The organism is Nonomuraea sp. NPDC059007 (genome assembly GCF_042740555.1).
In the GTDB taxonomy this organism is placed as follows: Bacteria; Actinomycetota; Actinomycetes; order Streptosporangiales; family Streptosporangiaceae; genus Nonomuraea.
Genome location: NZ_JBHYJD010000007.1, coordinates 187,191 through 211,681, shown reverse-complemented (window position 1 = coordinate 211,681; position 24,491 = coordinate 187,191). Strand labels below are relative to the sequence as shown.

Genomic DNA, 24,491 nt, shown 5'->3' with positions numbered 1-24,491 from the left:
CGGACCGCTTCGAGAGAAGGTCCGGCATGTCTTTTCGATCGCGGCTGGCGTGCGCGCTGACCGTGGCGGCGGCCTTACTGCCCGCCGCTCCCGCCCAGGCCGAGGCGACCTACGAACGCGTGCTGAACGGCACGTTCGGCGGCGGTTCCAAGGAGCCGTGGTGGAGCAGCGAGACCACGCCGTCCCGGGTCGAGGCGGGGCGGCTGTGCGCCGAGGTGCCCGCCGGCACGGTCAACCCCTGGGACTCGATGATCGGCCAGAACGACATCCCGCTGGAGAACGGCCAGCCGTACAAGCTGGTGTTCACGGCGGTGGCCACGAAGGACGTCACGATCAAGGCGATCGCCCAGATGAGCGGGCCGCCGCACACCACCCCGATCGCGGGCGGCGCCGACGTCACCACCACCCCCCGCACGTTCGAGATCACCGGCACGTCCACGATCGACGAGGCCAAGTCGCAGATCGCCTTCCAGATGGGCGGCGCGAGCGAGGCGTACACGCTGTGCCTGGACGACATCTCCTTCACCGGCGGCGTGATCCCGCCCGGCGGGGTGCGCGACCTCGGCTCGCCGGTACGCGTCAACCAGCTCGGCTACCTGCCCGGCGGCCCCAAGCGGGCCACGGTCGTCACCCCGTCGCGCGCGCCGCTGCCCTGGCGGCTCCTCGACGCCTCCGGCCGGGCGGTCGCCACCGGCTTCACGCGGGTCTTCGGCGACGACGCGATGTCGGGGGACCACGTCCACACCGCCGACTTCACCAGATATCGGGCGCGGGGCGCCTTCCGCCTCGCCGTCGGCGACGAGGTCAGCGAGCCCTTCGAGATCGACGCGGGCCTGTACGGCAAGCTGCGCAGGGACGCGCTCGCGTACTTCTACCACAACCGGTCCGGCACCCCCATCGAGGCCGGGCACGTGGGCCAGGCCTACGCCCGCCCCGCCGGGCACGCAGGCGTCGCCCCCAACCAGGGCGACCTCGACGTCCCGTGCGCCCCGGGCGCCTGCGACTACCGGATGGACGTGCGCGGCGGCTGGTACGACGCGGGCGACCACGGCAAGTACGTGGTCAACGGCGCGCTCGCCGCCTGGCAGCTCATCGACGCCTACGAGCAGTCCGGCGACGTACGGCTGGCCATCCCGGAGTCCGGCGGCAGGCTGCCCGACGTCCTCGACGAGGCCAGGTGGGAGCTGGACTTCCTGCTGCGCATGCAGCGCCCCGACGGCATGGTCCACCACAAGATCCACGACGCCGCCTGGACCGGTCTCCCGCTGCGCCCGGAGGCCGACGCCCAGCCCCGCCTGCTCTTCCCCGTCTCCACCGCAGCGACCCTGAACCTGGCCGCGGTCGGCGCCCGCTGCCACCGCGTCTACCAGCGCTTCGACCGCGCGTTCTCGGCCCGCTGCCTGGAGGCCGCGCGCCGGGCCTGGGACGCGGCGCACGCGAACCCGGCCCTGTTCGCACCCGCCGAGAGCGTGGGCGGCGGGCCGTACGACGACACCAAGGTGAGCGACGAGTTCTCGTGGGCGGCGGCCGAGCTGTTCGCCGCCACCGGCCGGCGCTCCTACCTCAAGGCGGTCACCACCGGTCTGACCACGGAGAACTTCTCCTGGAAGGACACCGGCGGGCTGGCCGACCTGGCGCTGGCCCGGGTACGCGGCAAGCTCGGCCCGCTCGCGGCGCTCAAGCTGACCGGCCGGGTGGCCCGCGTGGCCGACCGGCATCTGGCCGACCTGCGGGCGCAGGGCTACGCCAATCCGTTCCTGCCGCCCGATGGCAAGTATGTCTGGGGCTCCAGCAGCGCGACGGCCAACACGGCGCTGGTGCTGGCCTACGCCTACGAGCTCACCCGTGTCCCGAAATATCGGGAGGCGGCGGTCGAATCCCTTGACTATCTCCTCGGGCGCAACGCCCTCAACCAGTCCTACGTGACCGGTTACGGCGAGCGCGCTGCCCGGAACCAGCATCACCGGTTCTGGGCGCACCAGCTCGACCCGGCGCTGCCGTACCCCGCGCCGGGATCTCTCGCGGGCGGCCCGAACAGCGGCCTGCAGGACTCGGTCGCCCAGCGCAACCTCCAGGGCTGCGCCCCCGCCAAGTGCTACATCGACGACATCGGCTCCTATGCGACCAACGAGGTCGCCGTCAACTGGAACTCCGCCCTGGCATGGCTCACAGCCTTCGCCGACACCCGTTCCGCTGAAACCCATTCCGCCGACACCCACTCCGCCGACACCCACTCCGCTAGAACCAATGAAAGGTGATGTAGTGCGATTTTTCGCAGCAAAGGCCGCAGTGGCGTTGACCGCCGTCGCGGCGGCACTTCTCACGGCGCCCACCCCCGCATCAGCGGCGGCGCAGCTCGTCGCCAACGGCGGGTTCGGCGGCGGCGTCGCCGGCTGGAAGCAGATCGACCAGGCCGAGGTCACCGCCGACGCGGGCCGGATGAAGGTCCGGGCCAAGACCCGGGTCAACGACCCGTGGAACGCCATGACGGCGGCCAACACCACCGCCACGCTGAAGCCGGGCAGGACCTACACGCTCTCCTTCGACGCCCAGGGCTCGGAGGCGTTCACTCCGGCCACGACCGTCCAGTACCTCAAGACGCCGGGCCAGAACCAGTCGCTGGGCACGACGTTCCCGGTCACGACCACGAGCAAGCGCTTCCTGTACACCTTCACGGCCAAGGCCCCGGCCGACGCCTCCGACCTCACCGTCGAGGTGACGTTCCAGGTCGGCTCGAAGGACCGGGCGGCCACGGTGTGGTTCGACAACGTCTCGCTCATGGAGACCCAGGCGACCCGGCCGACCGGCCTGTTCGTCTCCGGCGAGTCCAACCCGGCCGTGTGGGTCAGGAACAACTGGGACGCCCATCGGGCCAAGGCCGAGGCGATCAACAATGGCATCGCCACCAAGCCGATCTTCATGTGGTTCGGCGGCTGGTTCGGCGACCTGACCAAGGCCGTGGACGACTACGTGGGCGCCGCGCAGGCGGCCGACAAGCTGCCCATGCTGGTCGCGTACAACATCCCCTACCGTGACGCCTGCGCCACCCACTCCAACGGCGGCGCGGCCGACGCGGCCGCCTACCACGCGTGGATCACCGCGTTCGCGCGGGCGATCGGCAGCCGCCACGCGGTCGTGATCCTGGAGCCCGACGCCGTCGCCGCCGCCCCCTGCGTGACGCAGGTCGGCGGGGACCCGGAGGACCAGTACCGGATCCTCCTGGACGCGACCCAGGTCCTGAAGGCCGGCGCGCCGAACGCCTGGGTCTACCTCGACGCGGGCAATTCCGGCTGGGTGACCAACAAGAACGACCTGGTCACCCGCCTCGGCAAGGCCGGCATCGCCAACACCCGCGGCTTCTCGCTGAACGTCTCCAACTACAAGTGGACCGACCAGACCACCACCTACGGCACGGACGTCAAGAACCTGCTGGCGCCCGCCCACGGGAACAAGCCGTTCGTGATCGACACCAGCCGCAACGGCAACGGCCCCTACCCCGGCGACTCCACGCCCGAGGACGACTGGTGCAACCCGCCGAACCGCAAGCTGGGCGCCGCCCCGGCCAAGCCGGCCTCGGGCGCCGAGTACCACTACTGGGTCAAGGTGCCCGGCGACTCCGACGGCAGGTGCGGCATCGCGCCGACCACGCCGGCCGGGCAGTTCAGCCCCGACCTGGCCATGGCACTGATCAACGGCAACCCGTAGCGGAGGACTCCCGGCGGGGGCGGGTCAGCGTTCCCGCCCCTGCCGGCTCTCCCGCGCGGCCATGACCTCGGTGACGTACTGCTCCGCCCAGTCGGTGATCGCCTGGATGGGCTCCTGCAGCGAGCGGCCGAGCGGGGTCAGCGTGTACTCCACCCGGGGCGGCACCTCCGCGAACACCTCCCGAGTGAGCAGCCCGTCGGCGGCCATGGCGCGCAGGGTCTGGGTCAGCACCTTGGGCGTCACCCCTCCGATCATGTCGCGCAGTTCGGTGAAGCGCTTCGGCCCGTGGCGCAGGCTCAGCACGACCAGCACCGACCATTTGTCGCCGATCCGGTCGAGCACCAGCCGGGTGGGGCAGTTCGGGTCGAAAGCATCGCCGTTCGTCATGGTTTCCCAAAGGTAGCAATGGCACGTTGAAGTAACCAGTATCCAATGGATACCTTCGCAGTCGCAACCGCAACTGAGGAGGTCCACAATGAACATCCTGCTGATCGGCGCCAGTGGAATGATCGGCAGCCGGGTGGCCGCCGAGGCCGCGAACCGGGGCCACGAGGTCACCGGCGTCACCCGCTCGGGCAAGGACGGCACCCAGACCGCCGACGCCGCCGACGTCGCGGCCATCACCGCCCTGGCCAAGGGCAAGGACGCGGTGGTCCTGTCCATCGCCCCGCCCAGGGACGGCACCGAGCCCGAGGCCCCGCTGCTGGCCGCCGGCCGCGCGGTCCTGGCCGCCCTGCGCGCCGCGGGCGTCGGCCGCCTCGTGGTCGTCGGCGGCGCGGGCAGCCTGGAGATCGCGCCCGGCGCCCGCCTGGTCGACACCCCCGACTTCCCCGAGATCTACAAGAAGGAGGCGCTGGCGCAGGCCGCGCTGCTCGACGTGATCCGGGCCGAGGCGGACGACCTGCGCTGGACCTACATCTCCCCGGCCGCCCAGATCGCCCCCGGCGAGCGCACCGGCGCCTACCGCAAGGGCGGCGACACCCTGGTCGGCCCGTTCATCACCGCCGAGGACTACGCCGTGGCGCTGGTGGACGAGCTGGAGAACCCGACCACCCCGTCACAGCGCGTCAACGTGGCGCACTGAAGCGCACGAACGGGATCCGCCCGCCGATCTGCCGGAAGTCCAGCACGTCGTCGAACCCCATCAGGGCGCAGAGCCGCCGGGCCGCCGCCGGGTGGCGGGCGGCGTACGTGGCCATGATGTCCGCGCCCTCGGCGGCGGACAGGGGAACGGCGACGGCAGGGCGGGGATGCCCGCCGATCTGGATCGTGACCTCCGGCGTCTTCAGCACGTTGCGGTACCAGTCGGCGCCCGTGCCGAACCCCGACGCCGCGACCACGCTCCTGCCGTCCCGCGCGACGATCTCGATCACCGCCTGGCGCGGCTGCCCCGAGCTGCGGCCGGTGTGCGTCAGCAGCATCATCCGGTGCGGCACCAGCCAGCCCAGCCCCGCGCGGAACAGGCTGATCGGCAGCCGCCACGCCCGGCGGCGCCACCCGGTCGGCGGCGCCGCCCGCTTCGCCAGGATCGTCTGCGCGCCGAACTGCCGCCGCAGCACCGGCGCGAACGCCTGGCGCGTGATCGTCCTGGTCACCGCCTTCTGCACCACGAGCTGTGGCCGCGTGGCCGGGACCAGCGTCCTGGTGAACAACCGCGCGGTGCGCTGCCGCTTGGCGACCTCGCCGCGCATGCGCCGCTCGTAGCGGTCGAAGGCGCGCTCGGGCTCGCGCTCGTCGCGCAGCGCCTCGGCCAGCAGGTACGCCCCGCCCATGGCCATCGAGACACCCTGCGCCGAGAGCATGGTCATCGAACCGCAGGCGTCGCCGACCAGCGCCACCCGGCCGCGGTGCCAGGAGGGCAGCACGATCTGCGTCATCGTGTCCATGAAGACGTCCCCGTCGGCCGGCGCGTCCTCCAGCAGCGCCGGGGTGATCCAGCCCATGCCGTCGAAGGTGGAGCGCAGCAGGTCCAGCCGCTCCTGCCGGGGTACGGCGCCGCCGTTCGCCGCCCGGAAGATGAACAGCGCGGCCAGTTCGTCCGCGCGCCCGGTCGGATACACGATGGTCTGGCGCCCGGGTTCGGTGTAGTGGGCGCGGATCCGCCCCAGGTGGTAGCGGTCGGGCACCGGGTAGGAGGCCAGCCGGCAGCCCAGGTACCGGGCGAAACGTTCCTCGGCGCCGAAGACGAGCTCCCTGGTCAGGGAGTGGATGCCGTCGGCGCCGACCAGCAGGTCGAACTCCTCGGTGCCGCCCGAGGCCAGATCGGCCTCCACGCCGCCGGGCACGAGGCGCACGCCCGCGACGCTCTCCCCGAAGCGGATCTCCACGTCGTCCTGGACCGCCTCCAGCAGGGCCTCTTCGAGCGTGGTGTGCATGAGCCCCAGCCGCGGCCCCTTGATCACCCGATCGAGCAGGGGAACGGTCAGGCGCGCCCAGGCCCGCCCCGAGGCGTCCACGAAGTCGACCGAGTCGACGGGCAGCTGGCGCGGCACCAGCCGGTCGATGATCCCCATGCGCTCGGCCACGTCGTAAGCGGTGCCGAAGAAGTCGATCCCGTACCCGCCGAGCCGCCCGTGCGGGGAGCGTTCCAGGACGACCGGCTCGATCCCGTTGCATCGCAGCCAGTACGCGAGCGTGAGCCCCGCGACCCCGCCCCCGTTGATGAGCACCCTCATGACAGCAACCCCTCCGCCGCGCTCACGGCCTGGCCCACGGGAAGTTCCGGATCGAGCAGGTAGTGCAGCATCAGCCCGTCGACGGCCGCCGTCACCAGCACCGCCGCCCCGGCCCTGCGCTCGGCCGGCCACTCGGGATACATCCGCCCGAGCGCCTCGCCGATCTGCCCGCGCGCCTGCCGTAGCTGCTCGCGCAGTACCTCACCGAGCGCCGGATCCCGCGCCGCCCCCGCGATCACCTCGACCGCCAGCCGCGTGGCCCGCTCGTCCCCCGTGGTCTCTCCCAGCATGTCCCGGATCCTGCCCAGCGCCGCCCGCGCGTCAACGGCTCCGAGCAACTCCGCCACCAGGGGCCCGATCACCAGCTCCCCGGCCGCACGCGCGATGGCGGCGTGCAGGCCGGGCAGCCCGCCGAAGTGGTAGTGGATGAGGCCGGGATTGGTCCCGGCCCGCTCGGCGACGGCGCGGGTGGTGACGGCGGGCCAGCCCTCCTCACAGAGCAGGCCGATCCCCGCCGCCACCAGTTCCTCCCGCCGCCGATCTCCACGAGGCGAAGTTGGCCGCTCGACCAAGTTAGTCATACGGCCAAACTAGCATCCTTTCACCCGAAAAGCTCACCGAACCTGCTCAGGATGCCGAGATACTTCTCCGCCTTTTCCACCTTGTCTTCGAGCTTCGAGGCGAACTTCACCGGATCCTGTCCCAGCTGCTTCGTCACGTGGTCGTGCAGCTTGACCAGCGGCGGTGCTCCCTGCGTCTTGCGGGCGAACGCCGGGATCTGATGCAACCCGGTGGTCGACACCTGGGGCTGGATCACCGGTGTGCGGGCCAGCGCCGCCCGGTTCTCCGCCATCTTGCGCCGGTCGGTCTGGGCACGGACCCCGCACACGAGATTCTGCTGGAAGTTCCTGTTGTGGACCAGGACGTCCTCGTCCCCGCCCGCCACGTAGTACGTGTGGTCGGTCGCCACCGTCAGGTTGCGCACCTTCTGCGGCCGCGTGAACGCCCGCACGGAACCGACCGTCACCGTGCCGCCGTCCTCGGCACGCAGGACGGTGCCGGGACGCAGCCGATCGGCGCGCACCCACTCCTTCGCGCCCTCGTCCCAGAACGGGTGGTTGGCCGTGGCCACGATCGTTCCGTCGCCGACGCCGACCTCGACCAGGTCCTTGCGCCCGTCGCTGATGATGGTGGCCACCACGGTCCTGGCCCGTGTCCTGCCGGTCTCGGGATCGGTGGCCGTGACCTTGTCGCCGATCCGCACCTGGTCGATGCGGCGGCGGGAGCCGTCGCCCATGAGCACGGGGGTGTCGGGCGTGAAGCTCGAACACGACCCCCCGCTCGATGATCCTCCCGGATCCTCGGTCTTCTTCTTCGAGGGTGGATCGCCCTTCGAGGAGGCGGTCTCCGCGGCGTCGTCGGCCTGTTTGGAGGTGCCGGAGGCGGCGTCGTCGCCCTTCTTGGCCGCCGCGGCCGCCGCCTCGTCCGCCTGTCTCAGGACGTCGTCGGCGGCCTTCAGGTCGTCCTGCCACTTCACGAAGCCCTTGGCCACTCTGACGACGCCCTTGGCCACGTCGGCCCCGACCGAGAAGATCTTGCCCCACGGCAGGAAGCCGATCACCATGCTGACGCAGGAGCCGATGTCGCCGCCGACGCAGTTGATGATGTCGTTCACGCCGAGCAGATCCAGGAGGATCTCGGCGCCGGCCTCGACCACCACGTCGACGAAGCTCTTGTTCTTCGTCGCCATCGCCTGGTCGATCTGGTCCTTCGAGGGGCCGCCGTTGTTGTTGCCCGACGAAGACGAAGAGGAAGAGGAGGTGGACGAGCCGCCGCCACCGCCGCCGCCACCTCCGCCGCCGATGTCGTACATCAGGCCCGAGGCGTCGTTGAACGTGGCCGGGCTGTTGTTGGCGTAGGCGTACCCGTGGAGCTGCTGCGGGTCGCCGGTGTCGGAGATCGGGTCGTCGGAGATGAAGCGGCCCGCCGACGGGTCGTACTCGCGCGCCCCCAGATGGGTGAACCCGGTCGAGGCGTCGATGTCACCGCCGACGAAGCCCTTGCGGTCGGGCCAGGCCGACGGCGCCTGGCCGCGCGGCTCGCCGAACGGGGTGAACGTGCGCCGCGTGGCCTGCAGCGTGGTGGCGTCCACGGCCATCTGGGCGGTGCCCTGGTGGTCGCCGGTCAGGTAGGTGACCTTGCCGCCGGAGTCGCGTACGGCCACGGCGCCGCCGAGCCCGTAGTAGCGCAGCGCGCTGACCTTGCCGTCGGACTTGTCGAGGTTCAGCTCCATCAGTCCGAGCGAGAGCGTGCTGGTCCCGGGCTCGTGCTTGAGGAGCCGGTCGCCGTCGGCGTCGTAGACGAACGTGGTCGCCTTGCCGGCCTTCGTGGACTTGGCCAGCCTGCCTTCCGCGTCCCACTCCAGCGTCTGCTCCTCGCCCGCGAGCACGCGCGTGGTCATGTTGCCCGCGGCGTCGTAGGAGTAGGTGTCCAGGCGCTCTCCTGCCGGGCCGCTGGTGACGACCTTGCTGAGCGTGTGCGGGCGCGGCTGCCCCGGCGCGGGCTGGGTGTAGGTGCTGGTGGTGTCGCCCGCGGGCGAGTGCTTGACCTGGGTGAGGCGGTTTCCGACCGTGTCGTAGGTGTAGGAGTCCCAGTACGGCTGCGGCCCCCCGACCGTGGCGTTCGACGGAGCGGCGGCGCACTGGTCGGCGGCCGTCCATGCCTGGGTGAGCCGGCGCAGATGGTCGTAGTCGAAGCACTGCGTGTCCCGCGACACCGCGTCGCCGAGACGCAGCACGTTGCCCATCTGGTCGTAGGTGTAGCCCACGTCCGCGAGCTGCGGGGCCGGGTCGTCCCTGTCCACCCGCGCGCGCTCCAGCCGGCGGGTCCCCTCCTCGTAGTAGTTGGTGAGCCACGCCGGCTTGCCGCCGGCGTTCATCGTGTGCTGCATCGGCTCGGCGAACTTGGTGTAGAGCGTCTCGCTCACGTACGGCGCCGCGCCGGTCAGCGTGGACGGCAGCCCGAGCGCGTCGTAGCCGAGGCTCACGCTCTCGGCGGGCAGCCCGCCCGCGGCCGGGTAGTGGATCTTGGAGATGGACCCGTCGCCGTTGTAGCTCATGCCGAACTCGTAGGTGCCGGCCAGCGCCCCTTCGGAGGCCGGGATCGTCACCTTCGACCCGGTCGGCTTGTTGGCCGGGGAGTAGCCGGTGATCGTGCTGGTATACGCGTCGTCGCCGACGTACCGGGTCGAACCGGACGGAAGGCCCTTGAGCGGCGCGTCGTAGGCCCACTCGGCGAGCTTGGCCGAACCCTCCGACAGGCTCGTGGCGCGGCCGAGGTCGTCGTAGCGGTAGGTGAGCGTGCGCCCCCGGGCGTCGGTCGAGGTGAGGAGCTGCCCGGCCGCGTCATAGGTGTAGGCGGTGGCCCCGCGGTCGGGGTCCTCGTTCTTCACCAGGCGATCGCGCACGTCGTAGTGGTTGCGCCAGACGTTGCCCGCCGGGTCGGTGGTGCTCTCCCGCAGGCCGTCCGGCGTGTAGGTGTGCTTGGTGGCGTCGTAGGCGCCGGTGGGCGTGCCGGTGGCGTACTGGCGCAGTTCGCTCACCCGGCCGCGGGCGTCGCTGAGCGCGGCGGTCGCGGTGCCGCCCGACGGGGGCGTCGTCGTGGTCCAGTCGGCGCCGTGGGTGTAGGAGGTGCGCCAGCGCTCGGCGCCGTTGACCTTGAAGACCTCCGCGGTGGTCCGCTCGGCGCCGTCGCGCACGAACACGGTCTGGGCGGGAACCTGGTTGTCGGCCGCCTGGTGCAGCGCCGTGCCCGGCGGCTGGTCGTTGTAGTAGCTGGTGTTGCGCTTGGCCACCAGCCCGCGCGAGTCGTAGACGGTGTCGGCCAGCGCCCGTCCGGCGCCGGGCGCCGGCACCTGGCTCTGGCGGTGGCGCAGGAAGCCGTCGTACAGCTCGAAGGAGGAGACGTTGCCGCCGTCCGGCTTGACCGACGTCGAGGTCACCACGACCGGGCCGTTGGTCCTGACGAGGTAGGAGTACTCGCCCGTCGGCGTGTGGCCGTCGGCCTTAGAACGGCCCGGCAGCCACACCTTCGACAACCGGCCCAGCCCGTCGTAGACCAGGTCGGTGCGCCGCTCGTTGGCGTCGATCTCGGCCGTGGGCCGGCCCCAGCCGGGGTCGAGCTCCGAGGTCGCGGTGTGGCCGCGCGGGTTGACGGTCCTGACCCCGGTCAGCGGGCCGCCGGTCGCCGGTGTGTACGACGTGGTCGACTTCCTGCCCAGGGCGTCGTAGGACTCGGTCATCCGGCCGTTGGCGTCGTAGACGGCCCGGGAGGTCGTCGTGTAGGCGGGCTGCCCGGCGTTCCACCCGGACAGTTCCTCGACCTTGGTGACCAGGCCACGCGTGTCATAGGTGGTGCGCACGTCGGAGAGCACGTCGCCGGGCGCCGGGGTGGCCGAGCAGGGCGCGGCGGCGCTCTGGATCCTGCCGACCTTGTTGATGATCCACTTGGCGGTGTTGCGCGTGTACTCGTGGCGTACGCACTGGTCGTCGCCCGCCCCGGCCTCGCCCAGGTCGCCGGTCTTGGTCACCAGCCCGTACTCGTCGAACTCCTTGGCCACCTCGACGGTCCGGAAACCGCCCCCGGCCAGCGCCGAGTGCCCGGTGACCCTGGCCTGGCGGACGATGTAGGCCTCCTGGCCGCCGTGCTTGGCGGTGGGGCCGCGCTTCCACAGGCCGTTGACGGTCCGGCTGACGACCGCTCCGCCGGGCCCGTCGCGCTGGATCTCCTCGCGGATCTGGCCCCGGTAGGCGCGGTGGTCGGCCACCTTGACGCCGTCGCTGTCGGTGATCGAGACGTCGCGGGAGCCGCCGCCTTGGAGGTGGTCGCCGTCCATGCCGCGGAAGTACAGGAACTCCGACTCCGACCGCTGCTCGCCCGGCAGGCCGCGCCGTACCAGGACCCGCTCGTAGCCGCGCCAGTCCGACCACGTCTTGCGCTCGGCCGGGACCAGGTCCTCGTCCTCGTTGTAGTGCCAGGCCGGCGTGCCCAGGTAGTCGTAGGTGGTGCGCTGGTCGGGCGAGCCGCCGGTCCGGTCGATCTGGTCGACCTGGGCGACGACGTACTTGTGGAACCAGTCGTTCTCGATCGGCTCGCCGCCCTCCGGCGCCAGCCACTGCTGCGGGAAGCAGCGCTTGGTGTTCTGGTCCGGCTTGGCCGGGACCGTGCCGCGCGTGCACTCGGCCGGCTTGTAGGTCACGCTGACCTGGCCGCCGGTCTCGTTGTGCACGGTCTGGACGCGGTACTTGTACAACGGAGGCAGGCCTTCGAGCCCGTCGACCCTGTTCATCAGCTGGGCGCCGTCGAAGTTGACCGGCGGCATCGCCGACGAGCCGCCGGTGTGCGTGATCGACTCCAGCCAGAGCGCGGGGCTGGTGCCGTCACCCGGCTTGGGGAACTCGTGGCGCAGCGTCCACGACTCCACGTCGCGGTAGCCGGCGCCGTCCAGCACCCTGGTCGTGATCTTGGCCAGCCGCTTGGTGGACCAGAACGTGGGGGAGTACTTCTCCGGGCAGTCGCCGTCGGCGCACTTCTGGTCCCACGGCACGTCCGGCCAGTCCTTCGGCTGGTCCGTGGAGCAGGCGGTGCCGGGCACGCAGCGGCCGGCGGTGGTGAAGGTCACCTGGAGCGGCGACTTGCCCTTGTAGACCTCGCCGTGGCGGTCGCCGTAGTCGATGCGCTTGAGGTAGCCGGAACGGTCGTAGGTCGTGCCCGTCTTGAGGTTGCGGGCGTAGCGGTTGGTCTCCTTGCCGTAGTAGTAGCTGATCACGTTGCCGCTCGGGTCCACGACGTAGTCGAGGTTCCACCGCCAGGCCTGCGTGCACCATGACGCGGCGTACGTCGAGGCGTGGCACGGCTCGCCCGCGTCGTCGCCGAAGACCGGCATCGTCCACGTCGAGGTCGTCTCCTCGTCGCCGCTCTTCCAGCCCGGCAGCCGGTTGAGCCCGAAGTGGTACTGGGTGCCGTCGAGCGTCGTCACCCGCCAGTGCTCGCCGGAGTTGTCGCCGTTCGCCGCGCCGTCCAGCTTCTCGATCTTCGAGCCGTCGTCGCTCTTCAGCTTCCACGCGCCGGTGTCGTCGTCGCGCACCAGCTCGCCGCCGCCGCCGTTGAGCACCATCGTGGCGTTGCTGGACGACCAGCACTGGTCGCCGGTCTTCGGCTTCACCCCGTCGTCGGCGCACGACTTGTACTTGCGCTCGATGTAGCCGGGCCAGAAGTCGAAGCCCTCCCCGGCCCAGCTCGGCTGGTTGTTGGTCGAGGCCGTCCGCCCGTCGATGCCCCCGGAGGAGTACGACAGGCCCACCTGCGGCGCCGGCCCGCCGGTGGACGGCGGCATGCGCAGCGGATAGTTCCAGGTGAAGTCGCCGGTCTGCGCGCTGACCTGCCAGATGGCCGACGGTGACAGCGACGTGGCGGAGTAGCTGCCCGTGCTGCCGCCGGTCGCGGCGGTCACCGCGAACACGCCGTCGGCGCTCCTCGCCGTCGGCCCCACGTCCGCGGCGAGCGTGGAGGTGGCCGGGTCGTTCCGGGTGGGAATCGAGGTGCCGGTACGGCAGGCCTCCTGCTCGGGCGTGGTCAGGAAGCAGCCCGGGTAGGCGACCACGCGCAGCCGGGCGGCCCAGTCGCCGCCGTAGGCGTGCCGGAATCCGGAGTAGTCCAGGTCGATCCGGGCCGCGGCGGCCTGCCGTACCTTGATCAGAAGGCCGTCGACGCCCGCGCGCCGCGTCGTCGCGCGGTCGGCCACCTCCACGGTGGCCTGCTGGGCCCCCGGCGCGGTGACCCACACCGGCAGCGCGCCCGCGCGGGCCCGCCCGGCCGCGCCGAGGCGCGCGTCGCCCGTGCCGGAGGGCCAGGTGACCTGGGGAGAAGTGGTGACCGCCGCCTGCATGGCGGGGTCCTTGGGTAACTGCTTGACCGGCACCTTCTCGCCGGGGACGGATCGTTCCTGCTGCACGCCCGGCCGCCGGTCGGCGGCGGCGACCCCGGCCGCGGCCGGGAGCGCGTGGAAGTGCGTGAGCAGCAGGACGACCGCGGCGGAGAAGGTGGCCAGACGCGAACGTCGGGACATCGTGAACTCCTGTCAGCTGTCGTGGGCGAGCTGGAAGACCTCGTCGTCGCTCAGCTCGCCCTGGTAGATGCGGACGTCGGCGATGGCGCCGAGGAAGTGGCTGTACGCGGTGCCGTTCTTGAAGGTGCGGCCGAGGCTGACCGGGCCGGTGGCCTTCCAGGCGCCGGGCGCGTCCGCGCTGCCCTTGAGCACGCCGTTGACGTAGATCCGGGTCTGGCGGGCGGCGTGGTCGTAGACGCCGGTGAAGTGCGTCCAGACGCCGAGGTCCGGCGCGCCCTTGGCCTGGGCCTCGCCCCAGGAGGCCGGCTCGGTCACGTCGGAGGCGGGTTTCATGATCCGCATCGCGCCGTCGTCGCCGCTCCACGCCAGGTAGAGGCCGCACAACGCGCTCGCCTGCTGGCACAGCACGGTTCTGTGGCCCGCCTGGTCGTCCTGCCTGACCCAGGCCGAGACGGTCAGGCTCCGGTCGGTCTGCGCGACCGGGCCCGTCGTGACCGCGCGGTCGTCCTCGCCGTCCAGGAGCAGCGCGGTGCCGTCCGCCCCGGTCGGCCCGCGGCTCCAGGTCGCCCCGCCCGCCAGCGTGGCGGTGTGGCCGCGGCCGCTGCTGTCGCCCGCGGCGGCGCCGCGGCCCTCGTCCAGCTTCCAGTGCGCGGCCTGCCGGGGACCGCGCTCGGCCAGCGCGCGCAGCTCGTGCTCCGGCACGATCTCCTGCCAGACGCGCGCGTCGTCGATCAGGCCCTTCCAGCCGCCGGTGCCGAGCTCGCCGCCGATCCGGAGCGCGCCGGTGGCGTTCCAGCCGGCCGTGGTCCTGGTGGCGGTGCCGGCCAGTTCCCCGTCCACGTACAGGCGCTGTTGCCTGGCGGGCGCGTCATAGACGGCGCTCACGTGCGCCCACGCGCCGGCGGCGGGCTTCTGCAGCGAGACGGCCTTGGTGACCGCGGCCGCGTCGGCGTCGGCGGCGGTGGTGGCGAAGGCCCAGCCCGTCGCGGAGTGCCGCAGGGCGAAGCCGGTCGAGCGGGCGCCGTCCTGGCTGAGCACCGTCCCGGCGTCCTGGGGGTCGGCGGGCTTGGCCCACGCCGAGACGGTGAAGCTCTGGTCGGTGCGCAGGGCCGGGCCCTCGGTGGCCGCGTGCCCGGCGGCGTCGAGCGACAGCGCGGTGACCGACTCGGGGGTCCTGGAGGTCTCCCACGCGGTGGCGCCCCGGAGCGTGGCGGGCCGCGCGTTGCCGGACAGGTCGGCCGTCACGGCTCCTGTGCCCTCGTCGAAGGCCCAGTGTCCCGACGGCTTCGGGCGCGTGGCGGCGAGGGCGGCGATCTCCTCCTGGCCGAGCACCCGCTGCCAGGCTCCGGCCTCGTCGACCGCGCCCGCCCAGGCCGGGCCGATCTCCAGGGGCCCGGCGAGCGCGGGGACCGTCGCGGCCGTGGCCGCTCCGGCCAGCACGCCGTCGACGTAGAGGCGCCGCTCGCCGGTCACCGGGTCGTACACGCCCGCGAGATGCGTCCAGGCGCGCTGGAGCGCGGGCTGGGCCGAGGTGACGGCCGCTCCGGCGGTGAACGCCCACTTGCCGCCGGCGTCCCTGCCCAGGCTCACGCCGTCCTGCCGCAGCGCCGCCCTGGTCGCCTTGTCGGTGGCCAGGACCCAGGCCGCCAGCGTGAAGCCCTTCCCGCCGGACAGGACCGGGCCGCTCGTGGCCGCCTTGCCCGTGGTGAAGGTGACCGCCTTGCCCTTCCTGCCGTCGCTCCAGGCGGTCTCACCCGACAGCGCCGCCGGGTGGCCGTTGCCCGAGGCGTCGGCCAGCTCGCCGCCCGTGCCCTCGTCCAGTGCCCACTGCCCGGACGGGCCCGTCCCCTGATGGGCGAAGAAGACGTAGGTGCGGATCGGCCCCGGATTGCCCGCCCGGTCGGCGGTGCGGACGCTGAAGCGGTTGATCCCGTAGCGCGTGGGCGTGATCCGCACCGCCGCCCCCTCGCCGGGAGCGGCCACGCGCAGCCGCGTGGACGGCGGGTCCTCGTTGACGCCGTACACGTACTCCGCCACGTCGTCCACGCCGCCCGAGGTCAGCTGGAACGTTCCCGGCTCGCCGAGCCTGCCGCCCCACGCGTCCTCGGGGAAATCGCCCGAGCCAACGCCGGGAACCGCGTGCGGCAGCGTGGTGTCCACCGTGAACTCGCACCACGGGCTCCACCCGCTGGAGTCCACGCCGTCCTCCGCGCGCACCCGCCACTTGTAGGTGCCGCCGTCCGCCAGCGCGCCGGCCGGGATGGCGGCCTGCCGTACCAGACCCGAGGTCGACTGCGAGGTCTGCGAGCTGCCGATCTTCGCGGTGCCGTCGAGCGCCCACCACTCGAAGTCGGCGCGCACGCTGTTGTCGCCGTCGCGCACGCGCGCCTTCAGCGTCGGCGTCGTCACTCCGATGTACGGCCGCGCCGCGCCCGTGGCGCAGTCCACGTCGGGAACCATCGCGATCTGGTCCGGCGCCGACGGGACCGTGTTGTAGGTGATCTCCAGGGTCGGGTTGTTCTTGAACCGCTTCCAGCCCTTGGTGTCGCCCTCGTCGCGGGCCCGCAGGCCCAGCGTCAGGTTGCCCCAGTCCTTGCCGGCCGCCTCCACGACCGCCGAGGTCGCGTCGAAGTCGACGCCGCCGTCCGGGCAACTGGAGCTGTAGCCCTTGGCGACGTCCTTGCTGTCCAGGCGCCGGTGCCAGGTGGGCTGGTCGCTCCACTTCGTCCCGGAGTCGATGGCCCCGGTCAGCCACAGGTCCACGGTGCGGCCGTCACAGGACCACGAGTGGTTCTCCCACGTGCGGAACGTCGCCTTGATGATGTGCTTGCCGTTGACGTTGTCGGTGTCCATGCGGAAGAACGAGCGCTTGGTGTCCACCGTGGGGAAGGACGACGGGTCGTTGTAGTAGCCGGACGGCGCCGACTCGCTGGAGTTCCAGTACGACTGGCCGGAGAAGTGCTTGGAGACGTAGGTCCAGGCGGTCCTGGCCGCGCCGTACGACGGGTCGATGTGGACCGGGAAGCGGGTCGCCGGGTCCTTCAGCATCGCCTGGTCGGGCACCAGGACCAGCCCGCCGTCCGTCTTCTCCACCCGCATCACCTGGCGCCGCCCGCCGACCGCGGTGCCGGCGGCCAGTGCCCGGAGGTCGGCCGGCTCACCGGTGGCCTGGGAGGAGTCCCACATCTCGGGCGCGGGTGCGTGCACCACGACCTCGCCGCCGGCGTCGCGGGCGTCGACGTTCCCCGCCGCGTCCGTGCTGACGGACAGGCCCTGGGCGGAGGTGGTGAGCGTGATCCGGCGCAGCGCCTCCTGGGCGGCGGCCGCGCGCGTCTTGACGACCAGCACCTCGGAGAAGCCGGTGGCGTTCGCGGTGACCTTGAGGTCCACGCCCGGCAGGACCTCGGGGTAGACGGCCGTGGAGCCGTCCAGCACCGGCGCGGGCAGCGGGCGCGGCCAGCCGAGCGCCAGCGAGCCGCCGTCGCGCCCGATCCTGGCCAGCGGGACGGTGCTGCCGCCGCCGGAGAAGGCCAGGTCGACGGCGGCCGCACGGGGCGCGACCGTCCCGTCGGCGCGGGCCACGAGCGTGGTGTCGATCGGCACCCAGCCGGCGGCGGTGCGTACCTGGATGGGAGAGGCGTGCTGCTCCCGGGTGAACGTGCCGTCGGGGTTGGCGAACAGCCTGCCGGTCTCGGTGCGCTCGCCGATCACCTCCACGCGCCGGCCGGTGGCCTGGGCGGTCCCGGACTCGTCCGGCCGTACCCGCTCCTCCGGCGACCCCATCGCCGGGGGCTCCGGCGGCTCTCCCGGCCCGGCGGCGGCCGCCGGATGTCCCCACCACACGGCCGCCACGGCGGCCAGTACCGCCGCCGACCGGCGTAAACCTGAGCTCATGTCGTCCTCGCACGTCGCTGATGTTCACCTGACGCGCCGGACGGTAAAGTACTCGGCTTTTGATCCGCTTTCGATGCTTCGCGGGGCACGTGAGAGGCCCGGACGGGATCGCGTTCCCGTCCGGGCCTCGGTCCATCAGCTAGTCCTGGGTCCACTTCCCGTAGCCGGACGGGTTCACGCTGCCCCTCGTCGCCCGGACGTCCTTACCGCTCTTCTCGTCGTAGAGCGTCTCCTTGTCCGTCGCGCTGCGGATGGTGTTGTTCTCGATGTACCAGTTCTGGTTGACCAGCTTGGAGGCGTACGGCTGGGTGATGACCCCGTTGGAACCGGTGTGCCGGAACTCCAGGAACCGCCCGGTCGCCTTGTTCTTCAGGAAGTACCAGCCCGGCCTGATGCCCGGCTCGATGTACCAGCGCTGGTAGTCCTTGGAGTTGCACGCGATGGAGTAGACGTCGCCGGCCTTGTTGCTGTCGAGGCAGTGGTTGCTGCCGAAATTGATGAACTTGTACGGCCCGGCGGCCGACGCGGCCGAAACCGGAGCGTTGCCGACCATGGACAGTCCGGCGGTGAGGAGGGCGGCGACCGCGGCGGCCTTCGTGATTCTCAGCATGGGCCAGACGGTAGAACGCACCGTTATCGATTGGCTTTTGATCGTTTGTCCGGTAATGGCGGCAGGTGGGGGGTTGATCAGGTTGGGGGTTCGTGACACATTGCGGATGTTTTTCGTCAATAGTCACGGAGGACACGCGTGCCACAATTATCCCCAGCCATCGCCGCGATCGCCGTCACCCTGGCGCTCGCCACCCCCGCCCAGGCCACGGCCGATCCGGCCGTCACCGTGGCGAACGGCCGGACCCAGCCGGTCTTCTCCTACGCCGACGCCGTACGCGAGCACGTCTACGTCGAGGCGCCGCTCGACAGCGACGGGGACCGCAGGCTCGACCGGGTACGGGTGGACATCATCCGGCCCAAGGAGTCCGGCCCGGGGCTGAAGGTTCCGGTCATCATCGATGAGAGCCCCTACTACGACAATTCCGGGCGAGGCAACGAGGGCGAGCGGAAGGTTTACGACGCCGCCGGGAACGTGGTCAAGTTCCCCCTCTTCTACGACAACTACTTCGTGCCGCGCGGCTACGCCGTACTGAACGTCGACATGCTCGGCACCACCCGCTCCGACGGCTGCCCCGACATCGGCGGGCGGGCCGACGTGCTCGGCGGCAAGGCCGTCATCGACTGGCTGAACGGCCGCGCCAAGGCCTACCGCGCCGACGGCAGCCCCGCCCTCGCCGACTGGACGAACGGCAAGTCCGCGATGATCGGCAAGTCGTACGACGGCACGCTGGCCAACGCCGTCGCGGCCACCGGCGTCGACGGGCTCAAGACCATCGTCCCGATCTCGGCCATCAGCTCGTGGTACAAGTACCAGCGCTCCAACGGGGTGGTCTACAACTACGACTACGCCTCCTGGCTGGCCAACTACGTGGACACCGATCCCGAGCCGAAGTGCAAGGCCGTACGCGACAGGATGGACGCCGAGGACGGCGACGCCACGGGCAACTACAACGCGTTCTGGGCCCTGCGCGACTACATCGCCGGGCTGCAGGGCGACGTGTCCAAGGTCAAGGCGAGCGTCTTCGTCGCCCACACCAGCAACGACCTCAACGTGAAGCCGGACAACTTCTCCATCTGGTGGAAGAAGCTGGCCGAGCGGAACATCCCGCGCAAGATCTGGGTCGGCCACTACCAGCACGTCGACCCGTTCGACTTCGAGGGCCGCCGCGACCTGTGGGTGGACACGTTGCACCGCTGGTTCGACTACTGGCTGCACGACGTGCGCAACGGGATCATGAACGAGCCCAGGGCCGACGTCCAGCTCTCGCCCACCGAGTGGATCACCCAGCGCGACTGGCCGGCGCCGAACGCCGCCCAGGTGAGCCTGCGGCCCGGCGCCGACGGCTCGCTCGGCCTGAAGCCGGCCAGGCGCGGCACGACGGCGACGTTCACCGACACCAGGCTGAGCGAGGAGCAGATGGTCGCCGACGTCGGCACCCCGCACCCGGGCCGGGTCGCCTTCACCACCGGCGAGCTCCCGCTCAACATGCGTCTGTCCGGTACGCCGAACGTGGACCTGCGGGTGTCGCTCGACAAGTCCACCTCGAACCTGACCGCCCTGCTCGTCGACTTCGGCGAGGACACCCGCGTCGACTGGCGGCGCGGCCTCGGCATCACCACGCTGACCGAGGAGAGCTGCCACGGCGAGAGCACGGCCCAGGACGACGCCTGCTACAAGAAGACGATCACCAACGTGGCCACGCGCCCGCTGGAGATCGTCGCCCGCGGCTGGATCGACGTGCAGAACCGCGACTCGTCGCTGGTCTCGCAGCCGGTGCCGCCCGGAACGTCGGTGAAGGTGGCGTGGGACACGCTGCCCCACGACTACACGTTCAAGAAGGGTCACCGGATCGGCCTGGTGATCGCCGGCACCGACGCCGACTACAGCGGTGAGGCGGGCACCGGAGCGAAGGTCACCGTGGACCTGGCCAAGAGCCAGGTGCGGGTGCCGTTCGTGGTCGGCAGTCCGCTGGCGGACGTGCCGCAGGACAGGACGGCCTTCCGCGGTCCGGCGCTGCTCGACCTGCCGGAGCCGGAGAACACGTTCTTCTAACCGGACCCTGGCCCGGGGCTTGGCGGCCCCGGGCCCCTTTTTGCCGATTTTTCGCGTTATGGGGAGTCAAAGACGATGACACACCCGTACGACGCCGGCCGGCACCGCGACGCCGACCCCGGCCCCCAGACCCCACCCTGGCCCGACCCCGACCCTGGCCACCAGACCCCACCCTGGCTCGACCCCGACCCCGGCCACCAGACCCCACCCTGGCCCGACCCCGACCCCGGCCACCAGACCCCGTCAGCCCGACAGGACACATCGGGACCCGACACTTCACGCTCCAACGCCCTCGGCCGACGAGACACACCCCGATCAGAGGCCGGGTCCGACGCCCCACGGTCCGACGCTCCGTGGCCCGGCACTTCGCAGTCCGACCGTTCGCAGTCCGGCACTGCGCGGTCCGACACGTCGTGGTCCGGCGCCGGGTCCGATGACCGGGGCGCGTCCTGGTCCGGGGGTGGGGAGCAGGGTGGGTCGGGGTCCGATGTGTGGGAGAGCCGGCCGCGTACCCGGTGGCCGGGGGAGCCGGAGCCCGATGTGCTGGACGACTGGCCGGGGCGCGGGCACCTCAGGATGCGGGCCGTGGTGCCCGTCGCCGCCGGGATGGTGGTGCTGGCGGGGCTCGGCGCCTGGCTCGGACTGAGCGGGGGCGATCCGGACGAGCGGCCCGCCGTGGCCACGCCCGAGGTCAGTCTCATGGAGGTGCCGGGGGAGGTGGTCTTCACGCCGCTGCCGAGCCGTACCCCCGAGGAGCCCGGGACGAGCGGGCCCGCACGGGAGCCGAGCGCCGAGCCCACGGCCGGCGCGCGCGAGCCGACCACCAAACCCCCAGCCCAGCCGAGCGCTAAGCCCTCCACGAAGCCGAGCGCCCGGCCGAGTGCGAAACCGTCGGCCAAGCCGAGTGCGAAACCGAGCAGCAAACCGAGTGCGAAGCCGAGCGCCAGGCCGTCCGCGAAACCGTCGGGCAAGCCGTCGGCCCAGCCGTCCGCCAAGCCCACCCAGGCGCCCACCCAGAAGCCCAGCTCGCCCCCGTCCGGCGGGGAGCCCGAGCCCACCTGCGACAACTGGGTGGATTGTCATGATCTGCCGCCCGACATGTGACTCACACCAGCACGAAGATCTCGCTGACACCCTTGGCCAGCGCCTGGATGTCCGCGCTCACGCTCACCTCCGGATTGCCCGGATCGAACAGCACCGACAGCCGTTCCCGCATGCCCTTGCCGATCAGGGCCTGCCACACCGCGTTCGGCGCCAGGCCGGCGTCGAGGATGCGGCGGTGGTCGGCGTCGTAGCTGATCCGGTGGCCCCACAGGGTGACGGTCTGCGCGCCGAGGCCGATCGCGTTGCCGACCCGGGCGTCGACTTCGGCCTGCGCGCGTTCCTTGTCCCAGGGGGAGCTCTGGCCGGCGTGGGTCAGGCCGTACTCGCGCGAGCCGATCTGTACCACGGCGTCCCATCCGAGCGCCTTGACCGCCATCCACTGGGCCTGCGCGGCGATGGCCGGGGTGATCGCGCTCTCCTGGCCGTCCAGGGTGACCTTGAAGCCGCTGTACGACTTGCCGAACAGGCCGGAGGCCACGTACACGCGGTCCACCCCGGAGGTGCGGATGTAGTCGTCGACCCGCGAGCGCGTCACCAGCGGATAGCGCGAGCGCATGTCCGCGACGCACTGCTCGGCCTGGCCGCAGCCGAGCTCGGGCACCACGACGCCCATGGCCAGCCGTTTGCCGGGCAGCTTCGCCCGCAGCGCCTTCGTCGCCTCGGAGACGAACTGCTTGACCTGCGACGCCGAGGTGAAGTCACGGAAGCCCAGGTAGTCGGCGAACTTCACGCCCACCACGCCCGGCCGCTTCGCCGCCGCCACGAGCTTGGCCACCGCCGCCCTGAACTGCGCGTCACCGGCGCGGAAGTCGTCGGCCAGGTCGTTCTCCACCCAGATCCGCAGCCCGGCCTTGCTCGCGGCCGTGATCGCGGTGGCGACGGGCGCGGTGGAGCCCACGGTGGGCCCGGGCCCTAGCTCGTCGGAGGGCGCCGGCGAGGGTACGGCGGGCCGCCCCGTCTCACCGGTGTCACCCTTGCCGGGATCCGTCGTACCGGGGTCCGTCGTCCTGGAGTCTGTCGTACCCGGGTCTGTCGTTCCTGGGTCTGTCGTTCCTGGGTCCGTCGTACCTCGGTCCGTCGTACCCGGGTCTGTCCTACCAGGGTCCGTCGTACCGGAGTCGGTCCTGCCGGGGTCTGTCGTGCCGGAGTCTGAGGGGGCACGGTCGGTGCCGTCGCGGTCGGCGGGGGTCATGGCGTCGGGCGGCGGGCTGGTCAGGACCTGCTTCTTGCCGTTCACGTACTTCTCGTAGGTGACCTGGTTGTTCACCATGTTGATGCACTTGTACCAGCCGCTCGGCAACTCCTCGCAGAACGTCTGCCCGCCCCGGCAGTTCGGCTCCTTCGACAGGTCCGTCTTCTGGTTGCAGCGCACGTAGTTCTGCGGCAACGGGCGCGCCTTCTCGAAGTTTGCCCCGCCGTCCGCCGCCCAGAACGCCGCCACCTTCGCCGCGTCCTGCGGCGGCGTCAGCCATTCGCACACCACGTACGACGGGGTGTCGGCGGGCAGCACGTCCTTGCACGAGTCGCCCTGCTTCACGTCGAGCGCCTTCTCCTGGGCCGACGTCGGCCGCGTACCGGATGGCCCGGAGCCCGGGATGCTGCCCGGATCCGCCATCGCCAGGAACGGCATGAAGAACACCAGCGCGATCACGATCCCGGCGACGGCGAACTGCTTCTCGCGCCGGGAGATGCCGGTGAAGAACCCTTTCATCAGATCCCCTGCCTCAGTAGTCGGCGCTGTTCGGGCTGCAGTTGCTCCAGTAGCCGCCGCCCTTCATGTCGGGCACGAACGTGCCCTTGTCCTTGGCCACCGTCCACGACACGCTCATCGTCAGCGTGCCGTCGCCGCTGGTGGTTCCGGCGGTGGTGGTGCCGTCACCGGTCCTGGTGCCCGACCACGAGACGGTGATCGTGCCCGACTCGGTCGTGGGAGCTCCCGGGCAGCCGGGACGGCTGGTGGGAGCGCTGACCGTGTAGGAGGAGCCGGAGACGCTGATGTTGTTCGAGCCGGAGGCCGAGGTGATCTGGCAGGAGCCCTCGCAGTCGAGAGAGAACGAACCCGTCCGGCCCGACCCCAGCGACGCCGACGAGTTCGACAACCGCGCGCTGGGCGGCGGCGGCTTCGGCAACTCGACCTTCTTGGCCATCGGCTCCGCTGACTCCCTCGCCGGACCCCTGTCGGGCGCCTTCGTGGGCTGCTTCGTCGGCTGTTTGGTCGGCTGCTTCGTCGGTTGTCTCGTCGGCTGGCGGGTGGGCGCCGTGGTGGGCTCGCGCGGCGGATCGGGCGAGTCGTCGGAGCTTCTCGTGTCCGACGGCTTCTTCGTGGCGCCGTCCTTCGGCTCCGCGGGGTTCGTGCTGGGGGAGGTGGTCGGCGGAGGGGTCCTTCCCGGTATGAGCTGTTCTGGGTCGGTCGTCCCCCGGTTCTCCTGCGGCGGGACCTCCACCTCGGGGTCGGAGCCCGGCTCGTTCAGGGTGATCACGGGCCGGGGTTGCGGGCCCGCGGCCTCGCTGACCGTGGTGGGACGGGGGCGGGCGTGGATGCCCGACCACGCCAGACCGGCCACCAGCACCCCGGCGCCGACCAGCAGCCCGACCCTCGCCACCGAACGCACCGAGATGCGCGCCTCGGGATCGGCCTCGTCGGGACGGTCCTTCCAGAACTCGTCCCACTTGCCGCCCCGCCGTTCCCACGCCCGGAACTCGTCCTCGGCCAGCGGCTCCTCGGGGGTGGCCGCGGTGTAGGGGAGGGCGTAGGGATCACGCTCGGCGAAGTCGCCCCCGTCCCCGTGCGAGGGCCGGGTGTCGCCGCGCGTGGGGCTCATGTCCCCATGAGATGGAACGGCGTCGCCGCGCGAGGATATGGCGCCGTCCCGAGAGGAGCCCGTGTCCCCACGAGGGAGACCCGTGTCCCCGCGCGGCAGGCCCGTGTCCCTTAGAGGGAGACCCGTGTCCCCCCGAGGCAGAGCCGTGTCCCCGCGAGGTAGAGCGGCGTCCTCGTGGAACGGGGTGGCCTCGCCACGAGAGGTGCCGGCTCCGCGAGGGTCCGTCTCCTGGAAGTCGATGCTGCGGTGGGCGGTGGCGGGCTCGTGGGTGGTGGGGGGTTCGTCGGGTTCCGCGCCGTAGACGGGGGCCGCGTAGATGGGCGTCGCGTACGGGTGCCCGCGACCTGGCTGCCCCGCATGGGACGACCCGCCGGGCCGGGCCGGGCCGCCCCAACCCACGGGGGGGCCCGCCCTACGTGCGGGGGAGGGATCGGGTGGCCCGGCAACCCGCCCGGGGGGCCATCCCTAAGCGCCGCAAGCCCAAAACGACGGCAGGTAAC

General features: G+C 71.7%; 13 protein-coding genes. 5 read left to right on the top strand and 8 right to left on the bottom strand.

All coding sequences use genetic code 11. From position 1 onward, the window contains the following. Window positions 1–26: 26 nt before the first annotated feature. Window positions 27–2,258, top strand: a complete 2,232-nt coding sequence (locus tag ACFWY5_RS14045) for a glycoside hydrolase family 9 protein (protein ID WP_379632087.1) — start codon at window positions 27–29, stop codon at window positions 2,256–2,258. Window positions 2,259–2,262: 4 nt separating this feature from the next. Next, window positions 2,263–3,705: a glycoside hydrolase family 6 protein gene (locus ACFWY5_RS14040; RefSeq protein WP_379632085.1), complete on the top strand. Its 1,443-nt coding sequence runs from the start codon at window positions 2,263–2,265 to the stop codon at window positions 3,703–3,705. A gap of 24 nt (window positions 3,706–3,729) precedes the next feature. Here ACFWY5_RS14040 and ACFWY5_RS14035 read toward each other — a convergent pair whose 3' ends face one another. Then, window positions 3,730–4,092, bottom strand: a complete 363-nt coding sequence (locus tag ACFWY5_RS14035) for a winged helix-turn-helix transcriptional regulator (protein ID WP_379609592.1) — start codon at window positions 4,090–4,092, stop codon at window positions 3,730–3,732. A gap of 88 nt (window positions 4,093–4,180) precedes the next feature. On the opposite strand from ACFWY5_RS14035, the gene ACFWY5_RS14030 reads away from it, so the two are divergent. Continuing rightward, complete coding sequence (locus tag ACFWY5_RS14030; RefSeq protein ID WP_379632083.1) at window positions 4,181–4,789, top strand: NAD(P)-dependent oxidoreductase; 609 nt, start codon at window positions 4,181–4,183, stop codon at window positions 4,787–4,789. On the opposite strand, the gene ACFWY5_RS14025 is transcribed toward ACFWY5_RS14030, so the two are convergent. The 5 genes from ACFWY5_RS14025 to ACFWY5_RS14005 form a co-directional block, all read right to left on the bottom strand. Continuing rightward, window positions 4,773–6,380 carry a nitroreductase family deazaflavin-dependent oxidoreductase gene (locus ACFWY5_RS14025; RefSeq protein ID WP_379632081.1) on the bottom strand — a complete coding sequence of 536 codons (1,608 nt, stop codon included), beginning with the start codon at window positions 6,378–6,380 and terminating at the stop codon, window positions 4,773–4,775. The genes ACFWY5_RS14030 and ACFWY5_RS14025 overlap by 17 nt on opposite strands. Further along, a complete protein-coding gene (locus ACFWY5_RS14020) occupies window positions 6,377–6,961 on the bottom strand; it encodes a TetR/AcrR family transcriptional regulator (protein WP_379609595.1) in 585 nt (194 codons plus the stop codon). The genes ACFWY5_RS14025 and ACFWY5_RS14020 overlap by 4 nt, the downstream gene beginning before the upstream one ends. Window positions 6,962–6,981: 20 nt before the next feature. Then, window positions 6,982–13,506 carry a polymorphic toxin-type HINT domain-containing protein gene (locus ACFWY5_RS14015; protein WP_379632079.1) on the bottom strand — a complete coding sequence of 2,175 codons (6,525 nt, stop codon included), beginning with the start codon at window positions 13,504–13,506 and terminating at the stop codon, window positions 6,982–6,984. A gap of 12 nt (window positions 13,507–13,518) precedes the next feature. Continuing rightward, window positions 13,519–17,400 (bottom strand): LamG domain-containing protein, encoded by a 3,882-nt coding sequence (locus ACFWY5_RS14010; protein WP_379632077.1) that lies wholly within the window; start codon window positions 17,398–17,400, stop codon window positions 13,519–13,521. A 139-nt stretch (window positions 17,401–17,539) separates the two neighbouring features. Then, the gene (locus ACFWY5_RS14005) at window positions 17,540–18,010 is read right to left on the bottom strand and encodes an RICIN domain-containing protein (protein ID WP_379609598.1); all 471 of its coding nucleotides are present in this window, start codon (window positions 18,008–18,010) and stop codon (window positions 17,540–17,542) included. Window positions 18,011–18,148: 138 nt separating this feature from the next. Between ACFWY5_RS14005 and ACFWY5_RS14000 the strand changes: the two genes are divergently transcribed. Then, a complete protein-coding gene (locus tag ACFWY5_RS14000) occupies window positions 18,149–20,065 on the top strand; it encodes a Xaa-Pro dipeptidyl-peptidase (protein ID WP_379632075.1) in 1,917 nt (638 codons plus the stop codon). A gap of 489 nt (window positions 20,066–20,554) precedes the next feature. Continuing rightward, entirely contained in the window at window positions 20,555–21,169 is a 615-nt protein-coding gene (locus ACFWY5_RS13995) for a hypothetical protein (RefSeq protein WP_379632073.1), read from the top strand. Between the two features lies 1 nt (window position 21,170). On the opposite strand, the gene ACFWY5_RS13990 is transcribed toward ACFWY5_RS13995, so the two are convergent. Together ACFWY5_RS13990 and ACFWY5_RS13985 are read right to left on the bottom strand one after the other, a co-directional pair. Further along, window positions 21,171–22,880, bottom strand: a complete 1,710-nt coding sequence (locus ACFWY5_RS13990; RefSeq protein ID WP_379632071.1) for a hypothetical protein — start codon at window positions 22,878–22,880, stop codon at window positions 21,171–21,173. A 13-nt stretch (window positions 22,881–22,893) separates the two neighbouring features. After that, the gene (locus tag ACFWY5_RS13985) at window positions 22,894–23,991 is read right to left on the bottom strand and encodes a PT domain-containing protein (RefSeq protein WP_379632069.1); all 1,098 of its coding nucleotides are present in this window, start codon (window positions 23,989–23,991) and stop codon (window positions 22,894–22,896) included. Window positions 23,992–24,491 lie beyond the last annotated feature (500 nt).